This is a genomic window from Caulobacter sp. GW821-FHT09B11 (assembly GCF_059418205.1).
Map to the genome: position 1 here is coordinate 140,074 of NZ_JBWKPK010000009.1, position 25,473 is coordinate 165,546.

Annotated in this window: 25 protein-coding genes; 15 read left to right on the forward strand and 10 right to left on the reverse strand. The window is 69.1% G+C overall.

Features of this window, described 5'->3' with window-relative positions:
- Nucleotides 1–8: 8 nt before the first annotated feature.
- Together AC07N1_RS09125 and AC07N1_RS09130 are read right to left on the reverse strand one after the other, a co-directional pair.
- Nucleotides 9–1,304, reverse strand: a complete 1,296-nt coding sequence (locus AC07N1_RS09125) for an MFS transporter (RefSeq protein WP_494671508.1) — start codon at nt 1,302–1,304, stop codon at nt 9–11.
- A 66-nt stretch (nt 1,305–1,370) separates the two neighbouring features.
- Complete coding sequence (locus tag AC07N1_RS09130) at nt 1,371–3,773, reverse strand: TonB-dependent siderophore receptor (protein WP_494671509.1); 2,403 nt, start codon at nt 3,771–3,773, stop codon at nt 1,371–1,373.
- A gap of 644 nt (nt 3,774–4,417) precedes the next feature.
- Between AC07N1_RS09130 and AC07N1_RS09135 the strand changes: the two genes are divergently transcribed.
- Genes AC07N1_RS09135 through AC07N1_RS09150 form a run of 4 tightly spaced genes read left to right on the forward strand, consistent with a single transcriptional unit; the run spans nt 4,418 to nt 8,027 of the window.
- The gene (locus tag AC07N1_RS09135) at nt 4,418–4,915 is read left to right on the forward strand and encodes a hypothetical protein (RefSeq protein ID WP_494671510.1); all 498 of its coding nucleotides are present in this window, start codon (nt 4,418–4,420) and stop codon (nt 4,913–4,915) included.
- A 10-nt stretch (nt 4,916–4,925) separates the two neighbouring features.
- Complete coding sequence (locus AC07N1_RS09140; protein ID WP_110119209.1) at nt 4,926–5,501, forward strand: PspA/IM30 family protein; 576 nt, start codon at nt 4,926–4,928, stop codon at nt 5,499–5,501.
- A gap of 5 nt (nt 5,502–5,506) precedes the next feature.
- On the forward strand, nt 5,507–6,121 hold the full coding sequence (locus AC07N1_RS09145) for a YqiJ family protein (RefSeq protein ID WP_494671511.1): 615 nt from the start codon (nt 5,507–5,509) through the stop codon (nt 6,119–6,121).
- 46 nt (nt 6,122–6,167) lie between these two features.
- Nucleotides 6,168–8,027 (forward strand): flotillin family protein, encoded by a 1,860-nt coding sequence (locus tag AC07N1_RS09150; protein ID WP_494671512.1) that lies wholly within the window; start codon nt 6,168–6,170, stop codon nt 8,025–8,027.
- Nucleotides 8,028–8,232: 205 nt separating this feature from the next.
- Here AC07N1_RS09150 and AC07N1_RS09155 read toward each other — a convergent pair whose 3' ends face one another.
- Complete coding sequence (locus AC07N1_RS09155; RefSeq protein WP_494671513.1) at nt 8,233–8,433, reverse strand: KTSC domain-containing protein; 201 nt, start codon at nt 8,431–8,433, stop codon at nt 8,233–8,235.
- Nucleotides 8,434–8,606: 173 nt separating this feature from the next.
- Here AC07N1_RS09155 and AC07N1_RS09160 point away from each other — a divergent pair, with 173 nt between their 5' ends.
- The 3 genes from AC07N1_RS09160 (at nt 8,607) to AC07N1_RS09170 (ending at nt 10,567) form a co-directional block, all read left to right on the forward strand.
- A complete protein-coding gene (locus AC07N1_RS09160) occupies nt 8,607–9,011 on the forward strand; it encodes an MAPEG family protein (RefSeq protein ID WP_494671514.1) in 405 nt (134 codons plus the stop codon).
- A gap of 205 nt (nt 9,012–9,216) precedes the next feature.
- Nucleotides 9,217–9,855: a LysE family translocator gene (locus AC07N1_RS09165; RefSeq protein ID WP_494671515.1), complete on the forward strand. Its 639-nt coding sequence runs from the start codon at nt 9,217–9,219 to the stop codon at nt 9,853–9,855.
- Between the two features lie 115 nt (nt 9,856–9,970).
- Nucleotides 9,971–10,567 (forward strand): CC0125/CC1285 family lipoprotein, encoded by a 597-nt coding sequence (locus tag AC07N1_RS09170; protein WP_494671516.1) that lies wholly within the window; start codon nt 9,971–9,973, stop codon nt 10,565–10,567.
- Between the two features lie 78 nt (nt 10,568–10,645).
- Here the strand turns inward: AC07N1_RS09170 and AC07N1_RS09175 are convergent, their stop codons facing one another.
- Nucleotides 10,646–11,755 carry a CobW family GTP-binding protein gene (locus AC07N1_RS09175; protein WP_492854399.1) on the reverse strand — a complete coding sequence of 370 codons (1,110 nt, stop codon included), beginning with the start codon at nt 11,753–11,755 and terminating at the stop codon, nt 10,646–10,648.
- A 220-nt stretch (nt 11,756–11,975) separates the two neighbouring features.
- Complete coding sequence (locus AC07N1_RS09180) at nt 11,976–12,605, reverse strand: hypothetical protein (protein WP_494671517.1); 630 nt, start codon at nt 12,603–12,605, stop codon at nt 11,976–11,978.
- Nucleotides 12,606–12,819: 214 nt separating this feature from the next.
- Here AC07N1_RS09180 and rplU point away from each other — a divergent pair, with 214 nt between their 5' ends.
- The 4 genes from rplU to AC07N1_RS09200 all read left to right on the forward strand — a co-directional run bounded on the left by rplU (nt 12,820) and on the right by AC07N1_RS09200 (nt 15,716).
- Nucleotides 12,820–13,335 (forward strand): 50S ribosomal protein L21, encoded by a 516-nt coding sequence (rplU, locus tag AC07N1_RS09185; protein ID WP_494671518.1) that lies wholly within the window; start codon nt 12,820–12,822, stop codon nt 13,333–13,335.
- Nucleotides 13,336–13,413: 78 nt separating this feature from the next.
- On the forward strand, nt 13,414–13,683 hold the full coding sequence (gene rpmA / locus AC07N1_RS09190; protein WP_110119187.1) for a 50S ribosomal protein L27: 270 nt from the start codon (nt 13,414–13,416) through the stop codon (nt 13,681–13,683).
- 227 nt (nt 13,684–13,910) lie between these two features.
- Nucleotides 13,911–14,444 carry a GNAT family N-acetyltransferase gene (locus AC07N1_RS09195; protein ID WP_494671519.1) on the forward strand — a complete coding sequence of 178 codons (534 nt, stop codon included), beginning with the start codon at nt 13,911–13,913 and terminating at the stop codon, nt 14,442–14,444.
- 264 nt (nt 14,445–14,708) lie between these two features.
- A complete protein-coding gene (locus AC07N1_RS09200) occupies nt 14,709–15,716 on the forward strand; it encodes a glycoside hydrolase family 43 (RefSeq protein ID WP_494671520.1) in 1,008 nt (335 codons plus the stop codon).
- Between the two features lie 171 nt (nt 15,717–15,887).
- On the opposite strand, the gene AC07N1_RS09205 is transcribed toward AC07N1_RS09200, so the two are convergent.
- Nucleotides 15,888–16,847 carry a hypothetical protein gene (locus tag AC07N1_RS09205; RefSeq protein ID WP_494671521.1) on the reverse strand — a complete coding sequence of 320 codons (960 nt, stop codon included), beginning with the start codon at nt 16,845–16,847 and terminating at the stop codon, nt 15,888–15,890.
- Nucleotides 16,848–17,062: 215 nt separating this feature from the next.
- Between AC07N1_RS09205 and obgE the strand changes: the two genes are divergently transcribed.
- Both obgE and proB read left to right on the forward strand, forming a co-directional pair.
- Complete coding sequence (gene obgE / locus AC07N1_RS09210; protein ID WP_494671522.1) at nt 17,063–18,124, forward strand: GTPase ObgE; 1,062 nt, start codon at nt 17,063–17,065, stop codon at nt 18,122–18,124.
- Nucleotides 18,121–19,254: a glutamate 5-kinase gene (gene proB, locus AC07N1_RS09215; protein ID WP_494671523.1), complete on the forward strand. Its 1,134-nt coding sequence runs from the start codon at nt 18,121–18,123 to the stop codon at nt 19,252–19,254. Before obgE ends, proB begins: the two co-directional genes overlap by 4 nt.
- A gap of 168 nt (nt 19,255–19,422) precedes the next feature.
- On the opposite strand, the gene AC07N1_RS09220 is transcribed toward proB, so the two are convergent.
- The 4 genes from AC07N1_RS09220 to AC07N1_RS09235 form a co-directional block, all read right to left on the reverse strand.
- Nucleotides 19,423–20,337, reverse strand: a complete 915-nt coding sequence (locus tag AC07N1_RS09220) for an alpha/beta fold hydrolase (protein WP_494671524.1) — start codon at nt 20,335–20,337, stop codon at nt 19,423–19,425.
- A 33-nt stretch (nt 20,338–20,370) separates the two neighbouring features.
- Nucleotides 20,371–20,571 carry a helix-turn-helix transcriptional regulator gene (locus AC07N1_RS09225; protein ID WP_494671525.1) on the reverse strand — a complete coding sequence of 67 codons (201 nt, stop codon included), beginning with the start codon at nt 20,569–20,571 and terminating at the stop codon, nt 20,371–20,373.
- Nucleotides 20,568–20,975, reverse strand: a complete 408-nt coding sequence (locus AC07N1_RS09230) for a hypothetical protein (RefSeq protein ID WP_494671526.1) — start codon at nt 20,973–20,975, stop codon at nt 20,568–20,570. Before AC07N1_RS09230 ends, AC07N1_RS09225 begins: the two co-directional genes overlap by 4 nt.
- Nucleotides 20,976–21,058: 83 nt before the next feature.
- A complete protein-coding gene (locus AC07N1_RS09235; RefSeq protein ID WP_494671527.1) occupies nt 21,059–23,509 on the reverse strand; it encodes a GH92 family glycosyl hydrolase in 2,451 nt (816 codons plus the stop codon).
- 64 nt (nt 23,510–23,573) lie between these two features.
- Here AC07N1_RS09235 and AC07N1_RS09240 point away from each other — a divergent pair, with 64 nt between their 5' ends.
- Together AC07N1_RS09240 and AC07N1_RS09245 are read left to right on the forward strand one after the other, a co-directional pair.
- Nucleotides 23,574–24,848, forward strand: coding sequence for a glutamate-5-semialdehyde dehydrogenase (locus AC07N1_RS09240; RefSeq protein ID WP_494671528.1), 1,275 nt, complete (start codon nt 23,574–23,576; stop codon nt 24,846–24,848).
- On the forward strand, nt 24,814–25,467 hold the full coding sequence (locus AC07N1_RS09245; protein ID WP_494671529.1) for a nicotinate-nucleotide adenylyltransferase: 654 nt from the start codon (nt 24,814–24,816) through the stop codon (nt 25,465–25,467). The genes AC07N1_RS09240 and AC07N1_RS09245 overlap by 35 nt, the downstream gene beginning before the upstream one ends.
- Nucleotides 25,468–25,473: the final 6 nt, after the last annotated feature.

Here is a 25,473-nt window from a genome sequence, read left to right on the forward strand (position 1 = left end):
ATCCTTGATTACGCGGCGTCTTGCAGAAGGGCGGGAACGGGCTCGCCGATCGGCTCGGCCTCGGCGGCCTTGCGCGGCGGGCGCATGAACAGGGCGGCGACGAAGATCACGCCGATCACCGCGGCGAAGACCTGGAAGGCGGGCGCGAAGCCGCCCAGCTGGTCGCGCATGAAGCCGCCGATCGCCGGCCCCAGGGCCGAGGCCGCGCCCGCCAGGCAGACCAGCGAGAAGAGCTCGAGATTGTTCTTCCGGCCGTAGTAGTTGAGCAGCAGGATGCTGACGGCCAGCACGGTCATGCCAAAGCCGATCCCCACCCCGACGGCGAACAGCATCATCAGCGGCCAAGTGGTGGCGTGGGTCAGGGCCAGCAGGCCGACGGCCATCACCCCTTGCGCGCCCGCCAGCAGCCAGCGCGGGTCGATGCGGTCGCCGACCAGACCACCGCCCAGGCGCGCAGCCACCTGCATCAGGGATTCCAGGCTGATCGCCGAGATGGCGATGGTCATCGGCACGCCCAGCTCGCCGAAGTGGGTCGGGGCCAGGCTGACGGCGGTGACCCCGCCCAGCAGGTGGGCGAAATAGGCCGCCAGGATCACCCAGAACTGCGGGGTGCGGACGGCTTCCTTCACGGTCCAGTCGACGGCGGTGCGATAGACGCGTGTGTTGGCCGGCGCGTTCTCGACGTCCTCGGCCACGGCCTTGTCGGTCTCGGCGGCGGCGGCGTCCAGCCAGGCCTTGCCGCCCACGAGGGCGGTGCACAGAACGCCGACGACCAGCGAGGCGGCCGCCTGCATCCACCAATAGGGCCGCCAGGCGCCGCCGGCGATCTCCATGCCCGACAGGGCCATCCACGGCCCGACCACCCCGCCCAGCGAGCCGACGGTGAAATAGATCCCGAACGGCAGGGCGCGCTTCTTGAACAGCATGCCCAGCACGTGGGTGCCGGGGATCAGGGCCATCATCTGGTAGCCGACGCCCAGCAGCGCCGTGCCGAAGAGATAGACGCCGAGGCCCGGCGTCGCCGCCAGGCACGAGAAGCCCGCCACCATCACCGCCGAGCCGGCCAGGATGGTCGGCCGCACCCCCAGCTTGCGGATCAGCAGGGCCGGCAGCCACGACGAGCCGCCGCAGAACGCCCCCAGCAGGGTGAAGCCGGTGAAGGCCGGGCCGAAGCCCCAGCCCTGCTCCTTGATCATCGCCGGCAGCACCACCCCCAGCGACGAGAAGGTCGAGGCGGTGATCAGGAACAGCAGCAGGGCGAAGACCGACAGGATCAGCCAGGCGCGCCAGGGAGAGGTCGACATGGCGAGGCTCCTTTTGGGGGAAAAGGAAACGACGCGCCCGTTGCAGCGGGCGCGCCGCAAGGGGAACTAGAACTTCCGGGACAGGGTCACCCGCCACTCGCGACCCCTGGAGGGCAGCGCGCCGAGGTTGGCGTAGGTGTCGGCGTCGGGGGTGAAGTAGAGCTTGTCGAACAGGTTATCGACGTTGAGCGTGGCCGTGTACGGACCGTACTCGTAGTAGGCGCTGGCGTTGGCCACGGCGTAGGCCGGATAGACCACCGCGCCCGGCAGCACGCCCGAGGTCTTGGTCACGTGCGTCACGCCCAGCGTGCCGCCGACCTTGCCCCAGTCGTAGGCGTCGGAGGTGTAGGAGCCGTAGAGGCTGACCACCGACTTGGGGATCAGAGTGTAGTCGTAGTCGCCGTTTCCGACCACGCTGCTGTAGCTCCACACCACGTAGGAGCCGCCGAAACCGTTGGCGCCCGAGACGCCCGCGGCCCAGGCCGGGATGTACTGGAACGAGGTGTCCGGGCCCTTGACCGAGGTGTGCTGGCTGTTGCCCGAGAAGGTGAAGCTGAAGTGCTCGCTGGCGAGCCAGCGCACTTCCAGCTCGACGCCCTTCGCGCGGGTGCCGGTGACGGTGCCGGCGATGCCGGTCAGCTGGGTGCGGTTCTGGCGGTAGCCGGCCAGGGAGCCCACCAGCGTGCCGTTCAGCCACTGGAACTTGACGCCGGTCTCGGCCAGGTCGCCGTCCGACAGCCAGGTCCCGCCGTTGACCAGGCCCGGAGCGATGTCGCCCGCCTGGCTCATCTCCAGGGCCGAGGTCTCGGCATAGGTGATGTAGGGCATCAGGCCCAGCGGCAGCTTGTAGGTGGCGCTGGCGGTGTAGGTCCACTTGCCCTTCGACGCCTTCTGCACGCCGGCGACCGTGTAGGACAGGAAGCCGGTGTCGTTGGAGGTGACGTCGTAGTCGTCGTAGCGGCCGCCCAGCATCAGGTTCAGCTTGCCGCCGATCATGATGTCGCTGGTGAAGAAGACGCCCGCGTCGCTCCACTGGCTGGCGTTGTCGTTCTCCCACTGCACGCCGTCGCCGGCGTTGAACGGGCTGCCGAGGATGTCGGTGGCCGAGGCCCCGGCCGACAGATCGCGGCGGTCGAGCGCGATCATGCCGCTGTTGAAGCTTTCGCGCCGACGGCCGTCGAAGTCGCGATAGGAGGCCCCGACGAAGGACTTGGTCTCGACCGCGCCGTCCAGGAAGTCGTGGTCGATGTTGTAGGTCAGGCGGGCTTCCCAGACCTTGCTGTCGAACCAGGCCGGGTAGCCGTAAGACGAGAAGCGCTTGTTCTCCAGATCGTCGTAGAACAGCTGCAGCTTGATCGAGCTGTCGGCGCTGAGATCCTTGGCCAGGTCCCAGTAGAAGGTGTTGGTGCGGGTCTTCGAGAAGTCGGCCTTGGAGACGTAGACCGTGCGCGGCGACAGCTTGGTCGTGCCCACCCCGGTGTCCAGCGTGTGCAGCGCGTCGCTGGTCGGGTAGCCGTAATAGGCCAGGTACATCGACGCGGCGTAGGGGTAGTAGCCGATCTCGTTGGGCGTCAGGCGGCCGTTGCCGTCGCTGTCGGTCAGGCTGGTGTCGCGGCCGGTGATGTAGGTCCCGTTGTCGATCAGGCTTTGCGTCAGGCGGTTCCAGCCGGCCGTCTGCACGTCGCCGTCGGAGTGGTAGAGCATCGCGCCCATGGCGGTGCTCCAGCCGTTGCCCAGGTCGAAGTCGGCCGAGATCTCGCCCGTCTGACGCTTGGGATAGATGCCGTGGTAGTAGCTGTGGCTGTCCTCGGCCTCGCCGTAGAGATAGACGCCGCCGACCACGTCGCCGAACGACACCGGCAGGCCGACCTGGGCCGTGGCGTTCTTGCGGTTGTAGCTGCCGTAGGTGGCCGTCACCTCGCCCGTGGGCTCCGACAGGTAGCCGCCCTCGTTCTTGCCCGACTTCGGAATGAAGTTCAGCAGGCCGCCCACCTTGCCCGGACCATAGATCGGGGTCGGCGGACCGCGCACGACCTGGATCTGCTCGGCCGCGCCGATCGGGGTGGAATAGGTGCCGCGGTTCTCGACCCGCTTGAAGCCGCGGAAGTAGTTCTCGGCCAGGGTGCCGCGAATGTTCAGCGAGCCGGGCACGCCGTAGAAGCTGGCGGTGTAGGTGCCGGGCGAGACGGCGGTCAGGCCGTCGATGGTCTCGATGCCGTAGCGCTGCAGGGTCAGGTCGGAGACGAAGCTGGCCGAGCGCGGCGTCTCGATCAGCGGCTTGTCGAGACCGAACACGGTGTCGTTCGGCTGCTTCTCGATCAGGCCGGCCTTGTCGCGGGCCTTGACGACGATCTCGTCGACGGCGTCCGGCGCGGCGACAGGATCAGGCTCGGCCGCGTGAGCGGCGCCGGCCAGAGCGAGCAGAACGGCGGCGGAGCAGCCCGCCAGCAACATCCGTTGGTTCGACATGACGTCCTCGTTCGAGGCCGTCGCACCTTCCGCCCTCGGCGGTTATCCCCAGGGGCGACACCTCTTGGAGAAACCATCGCCTCGCCGGTTCCGGACGTCCGGCGCGGCATCTGTAATTTCACTCAAAATGTTCGGGTCGCCCAGGATTTGCCCCGCCCTGCGCGGCTTTCGCCCACGGCGGGACCAGAAAACTTGATCCAGCGCGAACGACACCCCGACTCAAGCGCCGTGCGCCGGCCGCCCGGCCCAGAACAGCAGCGGCGGCCTCGGGTCAGCAGGGCGCGGGTCAGGGGGCGGGGTCGCTCTCGCCCACCCCTCCTCCCGTCATTCCCGCCCTTGTGGCGGGAAACCCTGGTTCCGATCGCACGTGAGGCGCACGCGGCGTGCGCGGCACGCCGCCCCTCCTGCACTTGCGGCCGACAGAGGGGTTCCCGCCACAAGGGCGGGAATGACGGGAGAATGGGGAAGATCGGCGCCCTGAAGGAGAAACCGCCTGTAGACCTTCTGCCCGGCCACCGCCGCGGCCCTGGCGAACCGACCAACGAGCACCTGACGAAAATGTAATCTGCGGGCGAAAGGCTCAGCTGTTTACAAACGTCTTACAACGCACCACGTTTCTATCCATGGTCGCGCTGAACACACCCTTGAGCGTCAGGTTGTCCGAGGAGGACGCCCTTTTCCTCGCCGGTCTCGAACTGGAGGGGGCGGTGACGGCCAGCGACAAGGTGCGCGGCCTGATCCGCCAGGCCCGCCAGCGCGCCCAGGCCCCCGCGACCTGGGACGCCGCCCTGGCCGCCGCCCACGACATCGCCGCCCCGGCCCTGAAGGCCCTGCGCGCGGCCGAGCTGGCCAGCGACCGCCACTCCACCGTCGCCCTGTCCCTGACCACCGCCGTCGAGGAGATGCTGGCCGTGCTGCTGGCCGCCCCGGCGGAGCTGGCCGGCGGCGACCCCGAACGCCTGGCCAGGCACGAGGCGCGGCTCGTCGACGCCGCCGCCCGCCTGACCGAGCAGATGCTGCGCTGGGGCGTCACGACCAGCGCCCCCGCCTACGATCCCACGATCGTCTCCCGCCGCGTCGCCGCCCTGGGCGAGCTGACCCGCCTGATCACCGCCGCGGCCGACCGCCCGGCGAGCGCCTGACGAGGACCCGATGGCAGATTCCCTTCGCGCCCGGGTGGGCCGCATCGTCAGCGGCGGGGCCCACGCCCTAATCGACGCCCTGGAAGAGGTGATGCCCGACGCGCTCGGCCAGCAGGCCCTGCGCGAGGTCGACCAGGCGGTCGACGAGGTGCGCGCCGAGCTCGGCCGCGCCATCGCCGCCCGCCACCTGGCCGCCAAGCGCCTGACCGAGCAGTCCAGCCGCCACGACGACCTGTCGGCCCAGATCGAGCTGGCCCTGTCTCAGGACCGCGAGGACCTAGTCCGCGCCGCCCTCGAACACCAGCTGGACATCGAGGCCCAGGTTCCGGTGCTGGAGACCGCCGTCGCCGACGCCGCCCAGCGCCAGGCCGAGCTGGAAGGCTACCTCGCCGCCCTGCAGGCCACCCGCCGCGAGATGGCCGAGGACCTGACCGACCTGTCGGCCGCCCGCGCCAAGGCCCCCAAGCCGCCGACCGACGGCGAACTGGCCCAGGGCGCCAAGCTCTCCGAACTGGAACGCCTGACCCGCCGCCACCGGGTGGAGGAGCGCCTGGCCGCCCTCCGCGCCGCACGGCAGGAGGGCTGACCGCGATGTGGAGCTTCCTCGCCGCCGACGGCAACACCCTGTTCCTGGCCGCCCTGCTGCTGATGCTGCTGATCGGCGCGGTCGAGGCCGCCGGCCTCGGCGCGGGCCTGGGCCATGACGGCCTCGATGGCCACGACCTGGATCATCCCTCGCTGCTGGGCTGGCTGAACGTCGGCCGCCTGCCGCTCTTGATGATCATCGTCGTCTTCCTGTTCGCCTTCGGGACCGTGGGCCTGGTGCTGCAGCAGCTGATCGCCGGGGTGTTCAGGCATCCCGCCCCGATCTGGATCGCGGGGCCGCTGGCCGCTGCGGTCGCCCTGCCCTTCACCCGGGTGCTGGGTCGCCTCTTGGCCCGCATCCTGCCCGGCGACGAGACCACCGCCGTCTCGCGCGAGACCTTGGTCGGCCGCGTCGCCACGATCGTCACCGGCCAGGCCAAGGTCGGCTCGCCGGCCCAGGCCCGGGTGCGCGACGCCCACGGCCAGGCCCACTACGTGATGGTCGAGCCCGACGAGGACGGCGAGGTCTTCGACCAGGGGACCAGCGTCATCATCGTCCGCAACGCCGGCGCCCGGTTCCTGGCCATCCGCAACGAAAGCGACGCCCTGCGCGAGCGCTGATTCCTTCCTCCCTTTTTCGCTTATCCAAACTTCGGGGGTTACCCACATGCCTGCCTTGATCGAAATCGGCGTCATCGCCGGCGGCAGCCTGCTCGGCCTGCTGATCCTGGGCCTGATCCTGGCCCGCCTCTACAAGCGCGCCTCCAAGGAGACGTCCTTCGTCCGCACCGGCTTCGGCGGCGAGAAGGTGGTGATGAACGGCGGGGCGCTGATCCTGCCGGTGTTCCACGAGACCATCCCCGTCAACATGAACACCCTGCGCCTGGCCGTGGCCCGCAGCGCCGAGCAGGCCCTGATCACCAAGGACCGCATGCGCGTCGACGTGCTGGCCGAGTTCTATGTCCGCGTGCAGCCCAGCGCCGAGGCCATCGCCAGCGCCGCCCAGACGCTGGGCCAGCGCACCATGCACCCCGAGCAGCTCAAGGACCTGGTCGAGGGCAAGTTCGTCGACGCCCTGCGCTCGGTGGCCGCCGAACTGACCATGACCGAGCTGCACGAGCAGCGCACCCACTTCGTCCAGAAGGTGCAGCAGGTCTCGTCGGAAGACCTGCTGAAGAACGGCCTTGAGCTGGAGACCGTGTCGCTGACGGGCCTGGACCAGACCGCCATGGAATACTTCAACCCCTCGAACGCCTTCGACGCCGAGGGCCTGACGCGGCTGACCGAGGAGATCGAGCTGCGCAAGAAGCTGCGCAACGACATCGAGCAGGACACCCAGGTGCAGATCCGCACCAAGAACCTCGAGGCCCAGCGCCGCACGCTGGAGATCAGCCGCGACGAGGAATACGCCAAGCTCGAACAGGAGCGCGAGCTGGCCATCCGCCGCGCCGCCCAAGCCGCCGAGGTCTCGCAGAAGGAAGCCGAGAAGTCGCGCGAGGCCGAGGGCGCCAAGATCGCCGCCCAGCAGCAGATCGAGACCGCCAAGATCGAGGCCGACCGGGCCGTGGCCCAGCAGCGCATCGCCGTGGAGCAGGAACTGGGCGAGCGCGAGATCGCCAAGGAACGCGCCGTCGAGACCCAGACCATCGAGAAGGCCAAGGCCATCGAGCTGTCCGAGCAGGACCGCGCCATCGCCGTCGCCGAGAAGTCGCGCGCCCAGTCCGAGGCCCAGGCCGACGCCGACAAGGCGCTCGCACTCGCCGTCGCCGCCGAGGAACAGGTCAAGACCGTCCGTGAACGCGAAGCCGCCGACCGCCAGAAGATCATCGAGCTGATCGAGGCGACCAAGGAAGCCGAGCGCGAGGCCATCGCCGTCCGCGTCGCCGCCGAGGCCGAGAAGACCGCCGCCGCCGACCGGGCCGAGGCCCTGCGCGAAGAAGCCAAGGGCGCGGCCGACAAGACCCGCATCGGCGCCGAGGCCGAGGCCCAGGCCGTTCGCCTGGCCGCCGAGGCCGCCCGCGTGCGCTACGCCGTCGACGCCTCGGGTCAGGAGGCCTTGAACAAGGCCGCCAACCTGCTGTCGGCCGACCAGGTGGCCATGGCCATCCGCATCAAGCTGATCGAGAACCTCGACCGCATCATCGCGGAATCGGTGAAGCCGCTGGAGGCCATCGACTCGATCCGCATCGTCCAGGTCGACGGCCTGAACGGCGCGACCGGCAGGGCGGCCAACGACGCCGGCGGCGGCTCGAACGGCGGCGGCAACCTCGCCGACCAGGTGGTCAGCGGCGCCCTGCGTTATCGCGCCCAGGCCCCGTTGCTCGACCAGCTGATGGCCGAGGTCGGGCTGAACGGCGGCGCCCTGTCGGGCCTGACCGCTCCTCTGTCCGAGACCCCGGCGCTGTCGGCCGTGGTCGAGGACGCGCCCACGCCCCGTCGCGGCAAGAAGGCCAAGCCCGTCGCCATCGCCGCGCCGGTCGAGGTGGAAGAGGTCGAAGCAGAGGAAGAAGGGGACGAGGAGGCGTAAGGACGCTCATCTCGCTCTAAATCGTCATCCCGGCCGAGGCGCAGCGAAGAGCCGGGACCCAGGGGCAGCCGCAATGCGCCGGCCAACGCTGGGGCGGGGAAACCAACCACCGCGCCCGGTCTCCTGGGTCCCGGATAAGCCCTGCGGGCTTTCCGGGATGACGGCCTTAGGGGATGACAGCCTTAGGGGAAGGCGGAGGAAGCCCTCAGATCCGGTTGTACGGATACCGGTCCCGGATCATCCGCTGGAAGAACCGCCCTTTCGAGCGCGACCGCGTGAAGGCGGCGGTCACCCGCTCGGGCACCCCGACATAGACATACTCGTCGCCGTCGATGAACCGGACGAACAGCTTGCCGTGTTCCGGTTGGTAATCGATCGCCTGGATCGCGGTGGAGTCCACAAGCATGCACGAGACCTTTCCTGGAAAGGGTTCGGACGGGTGTCTTCGAAGCTGAAAGCGCATGGACGCGGCGGCCGGTTCCGCCTTGGCCCTCGCGGCTTTGAGCTTCAACCCTGAATAAGCTTAAGCTCCCCCGCGCGCGCCGCCTTGAGCCGCGTCAAAAGGGGGAAAGACACGCCATGCAAACCCACGCCCTGGTCGCCATCGTCACGCTGGCCGCCCTGATCTGCTATATCTGGACGATCCTGCGGGTGGGCGGCGCGCGTCGCCGCACCGGCATCCAGGCCCCGGCCATGACCGGCGATCCCGACCTCGAACGCCACGTGCGGGTGCAGGCCAACACCCTGGAATGGCTGCCGATCTTCCTGCCGTCGCTGTGGCTGTTCGCCATCTACTGGAACGACCTGTTCGCCGCCGCCGCGGGCGTGGTCTGGATCCTCGGCCGGATCATCTACGCGCTCAGCTACACGGCCGATCCGAAGAAGCGGGGCCTGGGCTTCGCCATCCAGGGTCTGGCGACCTTCGCCCTGCTGCTAGGCGCGCTGGGACGCGCGATCTGGGTGGCGGTTACGGTGGGGCTCTGACGACGCCCTCCCACCTCCCGTCATTCCCGCCCTCGTGGCGGGAAACCCTCTTTCAGCCGCAAGGGCGGTAGGAGCGGATCGCCAGCGATCCGCCGGCGCCTCACGTGCGAGCGAAACCAGGGGTTCCCGCCACAAGGGCGGGAATGACGGGCGGATAGGTTGGAAGAAATTGAGGGAACGCTCCGGCTAGCCTATAGCCCCGCTCATGGTCCTGCCCGTCGATCCCGCCCGCTACAGCGCCTTCCTGGCGGCCATGTTCGTCATGGCCATCACGCCGGGCCCGGCCAACCTGTTCGCCATCGCCACCGGCATGGAGAAGGGCAAGGGCGCGGCGCTGCTGGGCGTGGTGGGGATGAACAGCGCCAGCCTCGTCTGGTTCGTGGCCGCGGCCCTTGGCCTGGGGGCGCTGATCGCCGCCTTTCCCGCCGCCTTCCACGTGCTGGCCATGGCGGGCGCGGCCTATCTGGTCTGGCTGGGGATCAAGTCGATCCTCGGCGCGCTGAAGCCGGCAGCCGAGGGTTCGGCCCTGGCGGCGGTGCGCGCGCCCAGCGGCCGCTCCGCCTTTCGCGACGGTTTCACCGTGCAGATCGCCAATCCGAAGATCCTGGTGTTCTTCGCCGGCGTGCTGCCGCCGTTCATCGACATCCACCGGCCGCTGGTCCCGCAGCTGATCATGTTCGCCTGCGCCACCATCGGCATGGACCTGATCAGCATGAGCGCCTACGGCCTGGGCGGGGCGGCCCTGGCCACCCGGATGAACGAACCGGCCTTCCGCAAGGGTTTCGGCCTGCTGGTGGGGGCGCTGCTGATCGGCGCGGCCTGCCTGATCGTCCTGCGCGGATAGGGCCGCGGGTAGAACCCTTTTTTCGCTTTGCGGAAACGGTTCGCCTTGGCGAAACCGCAAAGCTGCGCCATCCGTTACGGTACGGGAGTAACGAGTTGTCGCAAAGGAGCGCGCCATGTCCCAGAAAAAGGTCAAGTGGCTCGCGATCGCGGCGGTCGCCGCCGCGCTGAGCGCCTGCGCCACCGCCACCCCCTACCAGCCCGCCGCGCCCGGCCAGAAAGCGTCGGGCGGCTTTTCCGAACTACGCCTCGAGGGCGACCGCTATCGCGTCACCTTCGCCGGCAACAGCCTGACCGGCCGCGAGACCGTCGAGCGCTACCTGCTCTACCGCGCCGCTGAGCTGACCGTGCAGCAGGGCTACGACTGGTTCGAGACGGCCGACCGCCGCACCGACCGCACGGCCCGCACCGTGATCGACGAGGATCCGTTCATGCGGCCGGGCTTCGGCTACGGCTATCCCTATGCCGCCTGGCGTCCGGCCTGGCGCTACTACGGTCCCCGCTACGGCGGCTGGCGCGCCTGGGACCCCTTCTGGGGCGACCCCTTCTTCGCCAATCGCGCCGAGATCCGCACGATCGAGAAGTTCGAGGCCAGCGCCGAGATCGTCCTGCACAAGGGCGCCAAGCCCTCGGGCGACCCCCGCGCCTACGACGCCCGCGAGATCGTCAAGAACCTCGAGCCGAGCATCCAGCGCCCGGCGCCGGGGCAGTAGAAACGACAAAGGCCCTCTCCATCGGAGAGGGCCTTTTGCTTTGTAGATCCTCCCCCAGAGGGGGAGCATCTTGCTTCCTTAAGCCACGCAGGCCTCGAAACCCTTCTTCAGTTCGGCTTCGTCCAGGTCGCGGCCGATGAAGACCATGCGGCTGTAGCGGTTGTCCTTGTCGGTCCAGGGGCGCTGGAAGTCGCCTTCCAGGATCATGTGCACGGCCTGGAACACCAGGCGGCGCTCCTCGCCCTTCACGTCGATGATGCCCTTGGCGCGCAGGATGTCGACGCCCTTGGCGGCCAGCAGGTTGTTGAGCCAGACGGTGATCTTCTGGCCGTCCACCGGCTTGTCGAGGGTGAGGGAGATGCCCTTCACGCCGTCGTCGTGGATGTCGCTCTTGTGGTCGTGACCATGATCATGACCGTGGTCGTGACCGCAGTGTTCGTCATGCACGTGGTCATGGTCGTGGTGGTGATGGCCGTGATCGTGGCCGCAGTGCTCGTCGTGCACATGGCCCGGCTCGCCGTGGCCGGGGTTGAGGAAGTCCGGCTCCAGCTCGGTGATCCGCTCCAGGTCGAAGCTGTGCTTGCCGATGATGGCGCTCAGCGGAACGTTCGAGCGCTGGGCGCGGTGGATCGGGGCCAGCGGGTTGATCTTGCGGATCCGAGCCTCGACGTGGCGCAGGTCGTTCTCGTCCACGAGGTCGGTCTTGTTGAGCACGATCTGGTCGGCGAAGGCGATCTGCTCGACCGCTTCCTTGCTGTCGGAGAGACGCAGCATGATGTGCTTGGCGTCCACGAGGGCGGTGACCGAGTCGAGATAGGTGCGGGCCTTGACGTCCTCGTCGACGAAGAAGGTCTGGGCCACCGGGCCGGGATCGGCCAGGCCCGTGGTCTCGACGACGATGGCGTCGAAGCCGCCCTTCCTCTTCATCAGGCCCGACAGCACCCGGATCAGGTCGCCGCGCACCGTGCAGCAGACGCAGCCGTTGTTCATCTCGAACACTTCCTCATCGGCCCCGACCACCAGGTCGTTGTCGATGCCGACCTCGCCGAACTCGTTGACGATCACGGCGTAGCGCTTGCCGTGCTCCTCGGTGAGGATGCGGTTGAGCAGCGTGGTCTTGCCGGCGCCGAGATAGCCGGTCAGCACGGTGACGGGGATCTTGCCGGGGGCGGAAGCGGTCTGGGTCATGGCGGGTATTTAGGGCGGCTCAGGCTGAAGTGAAAGCGGCCTTCCCTTCTTCCCGTCATTCCCGCCCTTGTGGCGGGAACCCCTGGTTCCGCCCGCACGTGAGATGCAAGCGGCGTGCCCGGCACGCCGCCCCTCCTGCCCTTGCGGCTGACAGAGGGGTTCCCGCCACAAGGGCGGGAATGACGGGAGATTGTGAGGACCCCGCGCCTACGTCTCAGACTCAGGTCTTCAGGAACGCCACCGCCAGCCCCACCAACACCAGGGCAGCGCCGAGGATGGTCTCCTCGTAGCGCTCCAGCCAGTCGAGGTTCAGGCGGCGCACGCCGGCGAGACTCAGGCCCGTGAAGATCAGCATCCCCGCCGCCGTCGCCGCCAGCAGCACCACGCTGAGCAGCAGGAAGGCGGCCCAGCCGTGCTTCATCCCGGCCAGGTAGTAGGGAAGGAAGGCCTCGCACGGCGACAGGGTTAACAGCACCACCAGCGCCATGATCGCCGCCCGGTCCGAAGTGTAGGCCTTGCGGCCGGCCTCGGGCAGTCCGTGGCTGTGACGGCCGCGCGCTATATAGAAGAGCCCGACGGCGACCATCAGCCCGCCGACCACCCAGTGGAACAGGCCGCCGAGCTTCGGCTCCAGCGCCAGGCCCGCGATCACCAGAAAGAGGCCCAGCAGGATGGTCAGGGCCACATGGCCCAGGCCCGCCAGCAGGGTGACGCCCAAGGTGCGCGCCGCCGACCATTTCTGCGCGCGGCCGACCAGCACGAACGGCAGCCAGTGGGTTGGCAGGGCCGCATGCAGGAAGGCCACCATGAAGCCGGTGGCCGCGATCGAGGCGAAGAAGGCGGACGTCACGCCCGCGCTATAGCCTGTTACAAAATAACGAACCAGGGGACTCTTTGGGGCGGCGGCCACGGGCCGCATATTGAATCTCGTCAAGAGCTTGAGAGGCGTCCTTGGCCGTTGACTCACAGCCTTTCGGCGCTATAAGTGCGCCCCTCTCGCCCGCCGGGTTTCCTAGCGGGCGTTCCGTATTTTGCGAACAGCACGTTATTTAAGGCGCTAACCTATGTACGCGGTCATCAAAACCGGCGGCAAGCAGTACCGGGTCCAAGCCGGCGACCTGCTGGTCGTCGAGAAGCTCGACGGTCAACCTGGCGCGGAAGTCGCCTTTGGCGAAGTTCTGCTGCTGGGCGAAGGCGAGGCCGTGACGGTCGGCGCCCCCACCGTTGACGGCGCCGTCGTCAACGCCACCCTGATCGAAACCCGCAAGGGCGAGAAGGTGAAGATCTTCAAGAAGATCCGCCGTCAGGGCTACCGCCGCACCCGCGGTCACCGCCAGGCCGAGACGGTCCTGCGCGTGACGTCGGTCGCCGGCGCCGGCAAGGAAACCAAGTGGGAAGGCGCGATCGACCTGACCCCGAAGGTCATCCTCGACGCCCGCGCCCGCGGTCTCGGCGACGCCGCCGTCCCGGCCACCATCCCGGAAGCTCCGGCCGCCAAGGCTGAAGCCGCCCCCGCTCCGAAGAAGAAGGCCGCGCCGAAGAAGGCCGCGGCTTCGGAAGCTCCGGAAGCTGAAGCTTAAGATCCGCCAGGGTCTTTTTTGGAATTGATCTGACCCAGGTCCGCTCGCGGAAACCAGGTCGAAGATTAGGAGAGCATCATGGCTCACAAGAAATCTGGCGGCTCGTCGAGCAACGGTCGCGACTCGGAATCGAAGCGCCTTGGCGTAAAGAAGTTCGGCGGCGAGAAGGTTCTCGCCGGCAACATCCTCGTGCGTCAACGCGGCACCAAGTTCTACCCGGGCGCCAATGTCGGCATCGGCAAGGACCACACCCTCTTCGCTCTCGTGCAGGGCGCCGTGGGCTTCGTGACCAAGAAGAACAACCGTACCTACGTGACCGTGGCCCCGGTGGCCCAGGCCGCCGAATAGTACGATCAGAAGTCTCCCTTCGGATCGTGCTTCCCAAAAGAAGACGATCCGGACGCGACGAATTCGAAGCGGGCAGTCCGGACGCCGGACTGCCCGCTTTTGTTTTGTCCACGCTCCACGAAATAGCCCCATCACGGCAATTGGAGCGTCACGGTCCCGCACTATCTGAGGTCCGTCGGAGCGATCCGGCCTCGGGGTGAAGAAGGACCGGGAAAGGGAGACGCGCCATGTGCGTGATCGAAAGAAGCCCCGTCATCGAGACGCGGCGGCTGACCTTGCGGGCTCCGGACATGTCCGACGCGCCGCGCATCGCCAGCCTGGGCGCTGACTACGCCATCCCGAAGATGACCACCCGCATGCCCTGGCCCTACGCCTTGGGCGACGCGGAGGAGTTCGTGGCCCGCGTGCAGTCGCAGGACTGGAGCCGCGCGGCCACCTTCGCCATCGAGCTGGAGGACGCCGGCGTCGTCGGCGTGCTGGGCTTCTTCCCCAACGAGGACGGCCGGCTCGAGGTCGGCTACTGGATCGGCCGGCCGTTCTGGGGCCGGGGCCTGGCGACCGAAGCCCTGCAGGGCGGCCTGTCCTGGGCCGCGCACGACTGGCGTCGCAAGCTGGTCGTCGCCGGCCACTTCGCCGACAACCCCGCGTCCGGCCAGGTGCTGGTCAAGGCGGGGTTCCTCTATACGGGCGTCGTCGAGGACAAGCCGTCGGTGTCGCGCGGGGCGAGTGTGCCGACGCGGATGATGGTGTGGCTGGCTTAGCTTGATCCCTCTCTCTTCGAGAGAGGGAGGGGCCCGCGCCGAAAGGCGTGGGAGGGTGAGAGGTAACAAACTCTCCGGATGAGGCGCGGCCGTTCGAGTCGGCATATCCGAGGGCCCACGGCCGACGGTAAAACCCCTCACCCTCCCACCGCTTCGCGGCGGGCCCCTCCCTCTCCCTATGGAAGAGGGTATCGGCGCGCGGCAGGACCGGTGGGCAAACTCCGCACATGATGTAGAATGCAAGCCCATAATATGGGAGGCATCATGCATCGTCGCGTTCTGGCCGGTCTGGCGCTCGCTCTGGCGCTCACGGCGCCCGCCGCCGCTGTCGCCGAGGCCCAAAAGCCCCTCTATCGCGACCCGGTGTTCGACGGCGCGGCCGACGTCTCGATCGCCTGGGACAAATCGGGCAAGCTTTGGCGGATGTTCTACACCAACCGCCGCGCGACGCTGAAGCTGGACGACCCCAAGGACGTGGCCTGGCTGCACGCCACCGCCATCGGCGTGGCGACCTCCAAGGACGGCCTGTCCTGGACCTATGCCGGCACGGCGAACATCCCGGCCGCCTGCACCGGCGAGACCCTGTGGGCGCCGGAGATCTTCACCGAAAACGGCGTCCACCACATGTTCCTGACCGTGGTGCCGGGGATCTTCCACCGCTGGAACCTGCCGGAAGCCGGCGCGAAGATCGTCCACCTGACCTCGACCGACCTCAAGGCGTGGACCTGCGCCGACACCCTCGACCTCGGCTCGGACCGGGTGATCGACGCCGGCGTCATCAAGGCCCCGCAGGGCGGCTATCGCCTGTGGTTCAAGGACGAGCGCAAGAACAGCCGGATCTTCTTCGCTGACAGCCCGAACCTGAAAACCTGGACCCGCCAGCCGGATTTCGTCGCCGACTTCGCCGGCGAGGGGCCCAAGGTGTTCTTCTTCGAAGGCTGGTGGTGGATGATCGCCGACGCCTGGAAGGGCCTGGCCGTGCTGCGCAGCAAGGACGCCGTGACCTGGGAGAGCCAGCCGGGCTTCATCCTCGACAAGCCCGGCAGCCGGCCCACCGACCGCGACCTTGGCCACCACCCCGACGTGGTGGTCAACGACGGCCGGGCGCTGCTCTACTACTTCGTCGGCCAGGGCAAGGAAGACGAGGCCAAGGCCGACCCGATCTGGAACCAGCGCACGGTGATCCAGCTGGGCGAGCTGAAGGTGGTGGACGGGCGGCTGGCCGTGGACCGCGAGGCTGTGGTGAACAAGGGGCTGAAGGCGCCCAAATGATCCCTCTCCCCTTGCGGGAGAGGGTGGCCCCGCGGAGCGGGGTCGGGTGAGGGGCTGCACGAACAGAAACGCCGCGAAAGCCGATCAGCTTTCGCGGCGTCTGACTTTTGAGAGACCCCTCATCCGTCGGCTACGCCGACACCTTCTCCCGCAAGGGGGAGAAGGACCAGGTCAGGCCGCCCGGTGGGTGTGGATCACCTTCTGCGGGCCTTCGCGGAAGCGCTTTTCGGCGGTCACGATCCGCTCGCACAGGGCGTCGAGGTCGCTCAGCAGCGAATAGGTGGCGTAGATCGGGATCTCCATCATCGCCACCTGCGCGCGGGGCATGAACTCGCAGTACTTCTTCCACGAGATGTGGTTGTCGCGCGCGTTCATGGCCCGCTGGCCCAGCGGGTTCCAGAGATCCAGGTCCATCAGCTCGTCCCGGCACTCCTTCATCACCGGCAGGGCGATGTAGAGGAACAGGAAGGTCGGGGTGGCCGCGCGGCTGAACTGCGGCTGCACCTGCATGTGCCAGATGCGGAAGGCCTCGAAGAAGTTGGCCTTGCGGGTCGGATCCGGCGGCAGCCAGGTGGCTTCGGTGTTGATGACCTCGGCGGCGCTGGCCGCGCGCTTGACCAGCTCGTCGGCGCTGCGGCCGCCGGCCATGGTCTTGGACAGTGCGCCGACCGGGATGTTCAGCTTCTTGGCGACGTCGGTGAAGCTGACCTGCTGGCCGCCCATCGGGGTGAACTGGCCGAAATTGGGGGCGTTGGGGGCCTTGGCGCGGCGGAAGGCGGCGGCCTCGTGCTCCAGCTTCTGGGACTCGCGCTTCTTCTCGGCCTGGAGGCGATCGAAATCGGCCTCGTGCGCGGACTGCTCGTCGGGGGTCATCCAGCGGGCGCGGCCGGGGCCATAGGTGCGCTCGAGCCGGTTGATCAGGACCAGGACGTGGTTTTCGGACGGCCGGGTGCCGATGTCGCCGAGGAAGGCGCGGAAGTCGCGCCAGGTGCCGGTCACGCCGGTGCCGCGGCTCATCAGGATGTTGCGGTGGATCGAGGCCTCGCCGGCGTATTTGCGGCAAAGCGTCTGCAGAGTCAGGTCCTTGAGATCCTGATCCAGTTCGCCTCTGACGTTCGCATCCGTCGACAACGCCAGCCTCCCCCTCCACGAGAAATAGAGAATTTTCGCCCCGGGACCGTTTGTCGCACCCGTACGTTTAACATTTCGTCACGATACCGAACAGCGTTCAAGGCAGCGTTTGTTTGTCGCAATCCCGACACGGGAAGCGTCCGAACGCACTTTCCCGAGGTTGCGCCAAGTCCATTTTACTCGACGCGAAACCCGTGTTGAGACAAAAGACGCCCATGAAATTCCTGGATCAATGCAAGATCTTCATCCGCTCCGGAAACGGCGGCGGCGGGTCGGTGTCTTTCCGACGCGAGAAGTACATCGAATACGGCGGCCCCGACGGCGGGGACGGCGGTCGCGGCGGCGACGTCTGGATCGAGGCCGTCGAGGGCCTCAACACCCTGATCGACTATCGCTACCAGCAGCACTTCAAGGCCGGCACCGGCGTGCACGGCATGGGCCGCCAGCGCCACGGCGCGGCCGGCGAGGACGTGCACCTGAAGGTCCCGGTCGGCACCGAGGTGCTGGAAGAGGACAAGGAGACGCTGATCGTCGATCTCGACACGGCGGGCATGCGCGTGCAGCTGGCCAAGGGCGGCAACGGCGGCTGGGGCAACCTGCACTTCAAGGGTCCGGTCAACCAGGCCCCCACCTGGGCCAACCCCGGCCAGGAGGGCGAGGAACGCTGGCTCTGGCTGCGGCTGAAGCTGATCGCCGACGTCGGCCTGGTGGGCCTGCCCAACGCCGGCAAGTCGACCTTCCTGGCGGCCGCCAGCGCCGCCAAGCCGAAGATCGCGGACTATCCCTTCACCACCCTGACGCCCAACCTCGGCATGGTCGACCTGTCGACCAGCGAGCGCTTCGTCCTGGCCGACATTCCCGGCCTGATCGAAGGCGCCAGCGAGGGCGCGGGCCTGGGCACCCGGTTCCTGGGCCACGTCGAGCGCTCGGCGACCCTGATCCACCTGGTGGACGCCACCCAGGACGACATCGTCGGCGCCTGGTCCACCATCCGCGGCGAACTCGAAGCCTATGGCGACGAGCTGGCCGACAAGTCCGAGATCCTGGCGCTGAACAAGATCGACGCCCTCGACGAGGAGACCCTCGCCGAGAAGATCGCCGAACTCGAAGAGGCCGCCGGCGTCAGGCCGATGCTGGTCTCGGGCGTCTCGGGCCAGGGCGTGACCGAACTGCTGCGGGCCGCCTACCGCCAGGTGCGCGAGCGCCGCGGCGAGGTCATTCCCGACGACGAGGACGAAGGGCCGATCGAGGAGACGCCGGGGGGCTGGCGGCCGTGAACCTGGGGGTCGGGGGACCGCTGGGCCAGGCCCGGCGGATCGTGTTCAAGGTCGGCTCGGCCCTGCTGGTCGACGCCGCCACCGGCGCGGCCAACAAGGGCTGGCTGGAGGCGTTCTGCGCCGACGCCGCGGCCCTGCGCGCGGCCGGCAAGCAGGTGGTCGTGGTCTCGTCCGGCGCGGGGGCGCTGGGTCGCCGGCGCCTGGGCCTCTCGGGCCGTAAGACCACCCTGCCGGAAAAGCAGGCCGCCGCCGCCGCCGGCCAGAGCCTCTTGATGCGAGCCTGGGAAGAGGCGTTCGAGCCGCACGGCGTCGGCGTCGCCCAGATCCTGATGACCCGCGACGACACCGAGATCCGCCGCCGCTGGCTGAACGCCCGCGCCACGGTCGAGACCCTGCTGTCGCTGGGCGTGGTTCCCGTCGTCAACGAGAACGACACGGTGGCCACCGAGGAGATCCGCTACGGCGACAACGACCGCCTGGCCGCGCGCGTCGCCCAGCTGGCCGGCGCCGACCTGCTGGTGCTGCTGTCCGACATCGACGGGCTCTACACGGCCGATCCGCGCCGCGACCCGACCGCCACCCACATCGCCCGGGTGAGCGAGATCACCCCGCAGATCGCCGGCATGGCCGAAGGCGCCAACGCCTCGGCCGGGGTCGGCACCGGCGGCATGGCCACCAAGATCGCCGCCGCCCGCATCGCCCGGGCCGCCGGCTGCGCCACCCTGATCACCCTGGGCTCGCGCCCGCGCCCGCTGGCCGCCATCGAGGAGGGCGCGCCCGCCACCCTGATCGAGGCCGGGGCCTCGCCCGCCGCCGCCTACAAGGCCTGGATCGCCGGCTCGCTGGCCCCCCAGGGCTGGGTGACGATCGACGCCGGCGCCGCCGCAGCGCTCGCCAAGGGCAAGAGCCTGCTGGCCGCCGGGGTGCGCGCCGTCGAGGGTCCGTTCGACAAGGGCGACGCCGTCCGCGTGCGCGACGAGACCGGCCAGGAAGTCGCCCGGGGCCTGGTCCGCTACGACAGCGCCGACGCCCACAAGATCGCCGGCCTGCGCAGCGACGCCATCGAGGCGGAGCTGGGCTTTACGGAAGGCCCGATGATCCACGCCGATGACCTGGCGGTGAACACCTGACCCTTCTCCCCCTTGCGGGAGAAGGTGGCGGCCGAAGGCCGTCGGATGAGGGGTCGCAACCACGAAAAACGCCGCGACGGCTGATCGGCTGTCGCGGCGTCTTGCTTTTGAGAGACCCCTCACCCAACCCCACTTCGTGGGGCCACCCTCCCCCTTCAGGAAGAGGGGCTATTTGAGAAACCCCTCCACCTCTCGGGCAAAGCGCTCCGGCTGGTCGGCCATGATGAAGTGGCGGCTGTTCTCCACCCGCACCAGCTTCACGCCGGGCAGGTCGCCGTACTCGCGCATCCACAGCGCCCCGACCACGCCGGGCGGCAGGGCGCCCTCGGGATCGACGGCGTAGAGGGCGGTGACGGGCAGCTTCAGCGCCGGGAGGCCCGGCCGGGCGTCCAGGGTCATCACCTCCGACAGCGCCCTGGCCACGGCGCGGCGATCCGAAGCCAGCGACCAGGCGACGATGGCCTCCTGCGTCGCCGGGGTGCGCGACAGGCCCTTGGCCGTAGCGGTCTGCTGAGCGGCGAAGGCCTCGGGGCTGGCCGACAGAACGCCCGCCGCCATGCGGTCGGCGAAGGGCCTGGCGCTGGCGGCCGTGGCTGTCGGCCCGAACATCGCGCTGTAGAACGGCAGGCTGTCGACGGTCATCAGCCGGCCGACCAGCTCAGGATGGCGCTGGGCCAGCAGCAGGCCCGACAGCCCGCCCATCGAGTGGCCGATCACCGCCGGCTTCGACAGCCCGGCCGAGCGGATGTAGGCCGCGAGCGCCTCGACGGCAGGATCCACGAACGGCCCGTCGCCGCCGGTCCAGGGCTGGCCGGCGAAGCCCGACAGCTGCACCAGGTGCACGCGGTGCGTGGCCTTCAGCCGCTCGGCCAGGGGCCGGAACGCCTCGCGCGACGAGGCCAGGCCCGGGATCAGGATCACATCCGGCCCCTGCCCCACCACCTCGACCGTCAAGCGATCGGACGTAAAGGCGGCGGGCTCGGCGCGGGCGATCGCCACGGCTATGCCCAGGCCCAGCAGGGCGGCCAGGAAGACGACGCAGGCGCGCGCGATCGCGCGGCCGCCGGGAAAGGCGAACGACATCAGGTCTCTCCAATTGTTGGGAAGGCGACGTCCTCAGCGGACGTGCGGGTTCTCGAAGATCTCTTCGATCGGCCGCTCGAACACGGCGGCGATGCGATAGGCCAGGTCGAGCGAAGGGTCGTGCTTCTCGGTCTCCAGGGCGTTGACCGCCTGGCGCGAGACGTTCAGCACCTGGCCCAGCTGCTCCTGGGTCCAGCCGCGCTCGACGCGCAGCAGCTTCAGGCGGTTCTTCAACGGGTGCTCCGGACGAAGACGGCCGTCAGACCGAACATGGCCCAGAACAGCGGCAGGATCAGCCAGCCCGGAGCGTGCGGCGCGTGGGCATAGCTCTCGCCGAAACCCCAGCCGGTGAACAGGGCGATGGCCAGGCCCGCGGCGATGATGAACTGGCGCGCCAGAAGGCCCCGCACGAACTCGTCGGACTCGGCCATCAACGCCAGCAGCGCCCAGATCTGTCCGACCACCGGCGCGGCCACCACCAGGGCCAGCGCCCAGGCCGCGACCGGGTTGGCGCCCACTTCGTCGAAGGCCCCGAAGATCGCGCCCATGTTGACCAGCACATAGGGGACGGTGAAGGCCGTGATGCGGATCACGTAGCGCCTGTGCGCCGGAGTCTGGAATTTGCCGATGGCCAGCATGGCTCGCCTCCCGTTGATGTAAGGCAAACCTGACACGGGCAAAATGTCGTGTCAACCTGACATCATGTCAGGAAAACACGACATCACTTCGGGTAGGGCGTCAGCGAGTACGGCCGCGCGGCGGGCTTGGCGCCCCAGGCCTTGTTCGGCGTCGCGCCCATGGTGAAGACCAGTTCGCCCCCGGCCCGGATCTCGGCGTCGCGCAGGAACACCCGGTCCAGCGGCCTGCCGTTCAGCGTGACCCTGGCGACGTAGGGATGGGCGTCCGACAGCCCTTCGGCGCGCACCGTGAAGCGCTTGCCGCCGTCGAGGGTCAGCATCGCCTTCTCCACGAACGGCCGGCCGATGACGTATTCGTTCGAGCCCGGCGCGACGGGGTAGAAGCCCAGCGCCGTGAACACCAGCCAGGCCGACATCTGGCCGAGGTCGTCGTTGCCCGACAGCCCCTCGGGCGTGGGCTTGTACTGGCTCTCGACGATCTCTTTCAGCCGGGCCTGGGTCCGCCACGGCGCGCCGGCATAGGCGTACATGTAGGCCACGTGGTGGCTGGGCTCGTTGCCGTGGATGTACTGGCCGATCAGGCCGGCGATGTCCTCGGCGTGCGAGTAGTCGAGCTTGGAGTTGTCGTACTCGAACATGGCGTCGAGCTTCTTCACGACCGCCGCGTCGCCGCCCATCGTCGAGACGAGGCCGCCCAGGTCGTGCGGGGCGAACCACGAATACTGCCAGGCGTTGCCCTCGGTGTAGTCGGAGCCGTAGTTGATCGCCGTCGGGTCGAAGGGCTCGCGGAACGCCCCGTCGCTCTTTCGGGCGCGCAGGAAGCCGGTCTTGGGATCGAAGCTGTTCCGCCAGTTCAGCGACCGCTTCTCGAAGGTCGCGGCCACGTCGGCCCTGCCCAGGGTCTTGGCCATGCGGGCGATGGTCCAGTCGTCGAAGGCGTATTCGACGGTCTTGGAGGCGGCTTCCGGCTCGCGGTCGATCGGCACGTAGCCGAGGGTCATGTAGTCGGAGAGCCCGCCATAGGGTCCGTAGGTCGCGCTCGCGACCATGGCGTCCAGCGCCGCGTCGGCGTCGATCCCGCGGACGCCCTTCAGCCAGGCGTCGGCGATCACCGGCACGGCGTGATAGCCGATCATCGTCCAGGTCTCCTGGCCGTGGAACGCCCAGACCGGCAGGATCCCGTAGGGGCTGACCTTCTGCGAGGCGACCAGCGAATTGACGAAGTCGGCGTTGCGCCGTTCCGGCTGCACCAGGGTCAGCAGCGGATGCTCGGCGCGGAAGGTGTCCCACAGCGAAAAGGTCGAGTGATAGGTGAAGGCTCCCTTTCCGGAGAGGGGCGCCTGGTGCACCGCATTGTCGGGCCCGCGCCAGCGGCCGTCGACGTCGCCGGAGACGCTCGGCGCGATCAGGGCGTGATAGAGGGCGGTGTAGACATTGGTCCGCATCGGGGCCGGCGCGGCGATGTCGAGCGCGCCCAGCGCCTTCTCCCAGTCGGCCCGGGTGCGCATCCGAAGACCGTCGAAGTCGAAGCCCTTCTCGTCGCTGTCGAGATTGGCCAGGGCCCCGGCCTCGTCGACGGTGGAGATCGCGACCTTGGCCACCAGCGGCCCGTCGATCTTGCCGAAGTCGAAGACGCCGACCAGGGCGCGGCCCTCCATCTGAGCGCGGTCGCCGCCGGTGCGGCCGGGCTGCTTGAAGCCCTTGTAGGGGACGTCGGTCTCGGTGCTGGTCAGGCTGCGACCGACCATCGGCCGGCTGAAACGGATGGCGAAATAGAGCTGCCGGCCCGGCGCCCAGCCGCGCGTCTCGCGCATGCCGGTGACCGTCCCGTCCTCGCGCACCCGGATCCGCGACCAGCTGACCTTGCCCGGATAGTTGTAGAGCGAGCTTCGCAGGTCGAGCAGCACCTGGGCCCGCGCGCCCTTCTCGAACGTGTAGCGATGCAGGCCGGTGCGCGTTCCGGCGGTCAGCTCGGCCCGCACGCGGCTGTCGGTCAGGGTGACGGCGTAGTAGCCGGGCTGGGCGATCTCGCCGTCGTGGGTGAAGCGCGAGCGGTAGCCCGAGCCGGGGACCTTCGGATCGCCGGGCTCCAGCCGGGCCTCGCCGCTGACCGGGGCCAGCAGGATGTCGCCCAGGTCCGAATGGCCGCTGCCCGAGAAGTGGGTGTGCGAGAAGCCGAGGATGGTCGGGTCCGAGCGCCGGTAGCCGGCGGCGCGGGCGTAGCTCTGCTTGAACGGCAGGACGTCGGTGTCGGGCGACAGCTGCACCATGCCGAACGGCGCTACCGCGCCCGGGAAAGTGTGCCCCTCCCCGTCCGTGCCGATGAACGGATCGACGGCTTCGTAGGGGGTCTTGGGCGTAGCGGGCGTCTTGGGCTGGGCCAGGGCGGGCGTGACGGCCAGGGCGGCGAGCGCGGCGAGCACCAGTCCAGGACGCATGATCTTCCTCCTCGGGAGGCCCGACCCTAGCCGCAAGGTCCCGCGCCCGTCACGCCGCTTCCAGCTGCGCTGACGGCAAATCCAGCGTTTGGCCATTCCCCCCGAGGCCCAAAGCGCCTAGGTAAGGCTCACTCTGAGCATATCCGGGGACGGACGAGCCATGGACGACGCGGCCGGTGGCCTGCAGGCGACGATGAGAGCGATGGGCCAGGCGGCTCGCGAGGGTGCGCGCGCGCTGCGCCTCGCCACGCCAGCCCAGCGCACCGCCGCCCTGACCGCCATCGCCGCCGCCATCCGCGCCGAGGCCCCCGCCATCCTGGCCGCCAACGCCCGCGACCTGGAGAAGGCCGGCAAGAACGGCCTGACCGCACCGATGATCGAGCGGCTGATGCTGAACGAGGCCCGCCTCGAAGGCGTGGCCGCCGGCGTCGAGGCCGTGGCCGCCATCCCCGACCCGCTGGGCGTGGAAACCGCCCGCTGGACCCGGCCGAACGGCCTGGACATCGCCCGTGTGCGCACGCCGATCGGCGTCATCGCCATGATCTACGAGAGCCGTCCCAACGTGACGGCCGACGCCGCGGCCCTGACCCTGCGCTCGGGCAACGCCGTCATCCTGCGCGGCGGCTCGGAGTGCATCGAGTCCAACCTCGCCATACACGGCGCGGTGCTGAAGGGGCTGGAGGCCGCCGGCCTGCCGGCCCAGGTGGTGCAGATGGTGCGGACCACCGACCGCGCCGCCGTCGGCGCCATCCTGTCGGGCCTGGACCGCAGCATCGACCTGATCATCCCGCGCGGCGGCAAGAGCCTGGTCGCCCGCGTCCAGGCCGAGGCCCGCGCCCCGGTGCTGGGCCACCTGGAAGGCCTCAACCACGTCTTCGTGCACGCCGCCGCCGACCTCAGGAAGGCCGCCGACATCGTGCTGAACGCCAAGATGCGTCGCGTGTCGGTGTGCGGCTCGGCCGAGACCCTGCTGATCGACCGCGCGGCCGCCGCCAGGCTGCTGCCGCCGATCGCCGACGTGCTGATCAAGGCCGGCTGCGAGATCCGCGGCGACGCCGCCGCCCGCGCCATCGAGCCCGACCTCAAGGCCGCCGCCGTCGAGGACTGGACCACCGAATACCTCGCCCCGATCATCGCCGTGGCGGTGGTCGACGGCGTCGAGGGCGCGGCCGAGCACATCGCCACCTACGGCTCGGGCCACACCGACGCCATCGTCACCGAGGACGCGGAGGCCGCCGAGGCCTTCGTCGCCAAGGTCGACAGCGCCATCGTGCTGGTCAACGCCTCGACCCAGTTCGCCGACGGCGGCGAGTTCGGCTTCGGGGCCGAGATCGGCATCGCCACCGACAAGCTTCACGCCCGCGGCCCGGTTGGGGCCGAGCAACTGACGACGTTCAAGTATGTGGTTCGCGGGACCGGCCAGACTCGTCCCTGAGGCCGGCCGTACCAGCGCCCAGCGCCTCGGCTTCCACCTGGAGCCGGGGATGCGCGTCGGGCTGTTCGGCGGCAGCTTCAACCCGGCGCACGAGGGCCACGCCCACGTGGCCGAGACCGCCATGCATCGCCTGGGCCTGGACCGGGTGATCTGGCTGGTGTCGCCGCAGAACCCGCTGAAGTCCTCGCACGAGACCCGCCCCCTGGCCGAGCGCATCGACCAGGCCCGCAAGTGGGCGCGCGGGCCGGGGATGATCGTCTCCGACGCCGAGACGCGCCTCGGCTCGCAATACACCATCGACACCCTGCGGGTGCTGAAGGCCCGCTTCCCGGGCGTGAAGTTCGTCTGGGTGATGGGCGCCGACAGCCTGGCAACCTTCCACCGCTGGCGCGGCTGGACGCAGATCATGCGTTCGGTGCCGGTGGCCGTGGTCTCGCGGCCGTGGGCGGCGCTGAAGGCCCGCACCTCGCCGGCCGCCCGCCGCTTCGCCTTCGCCCGCCGCCCGGCCAGCGCCGCGTCCACCCTGGCCGACGCCGATACGCCCGCCTGGGTCTACCTCACCGGCCCGCTGAACTTCGCCTCGTCGACGGCGCTTAGGGCGCGGCCGCCCAAGGGCTAGGCTGGA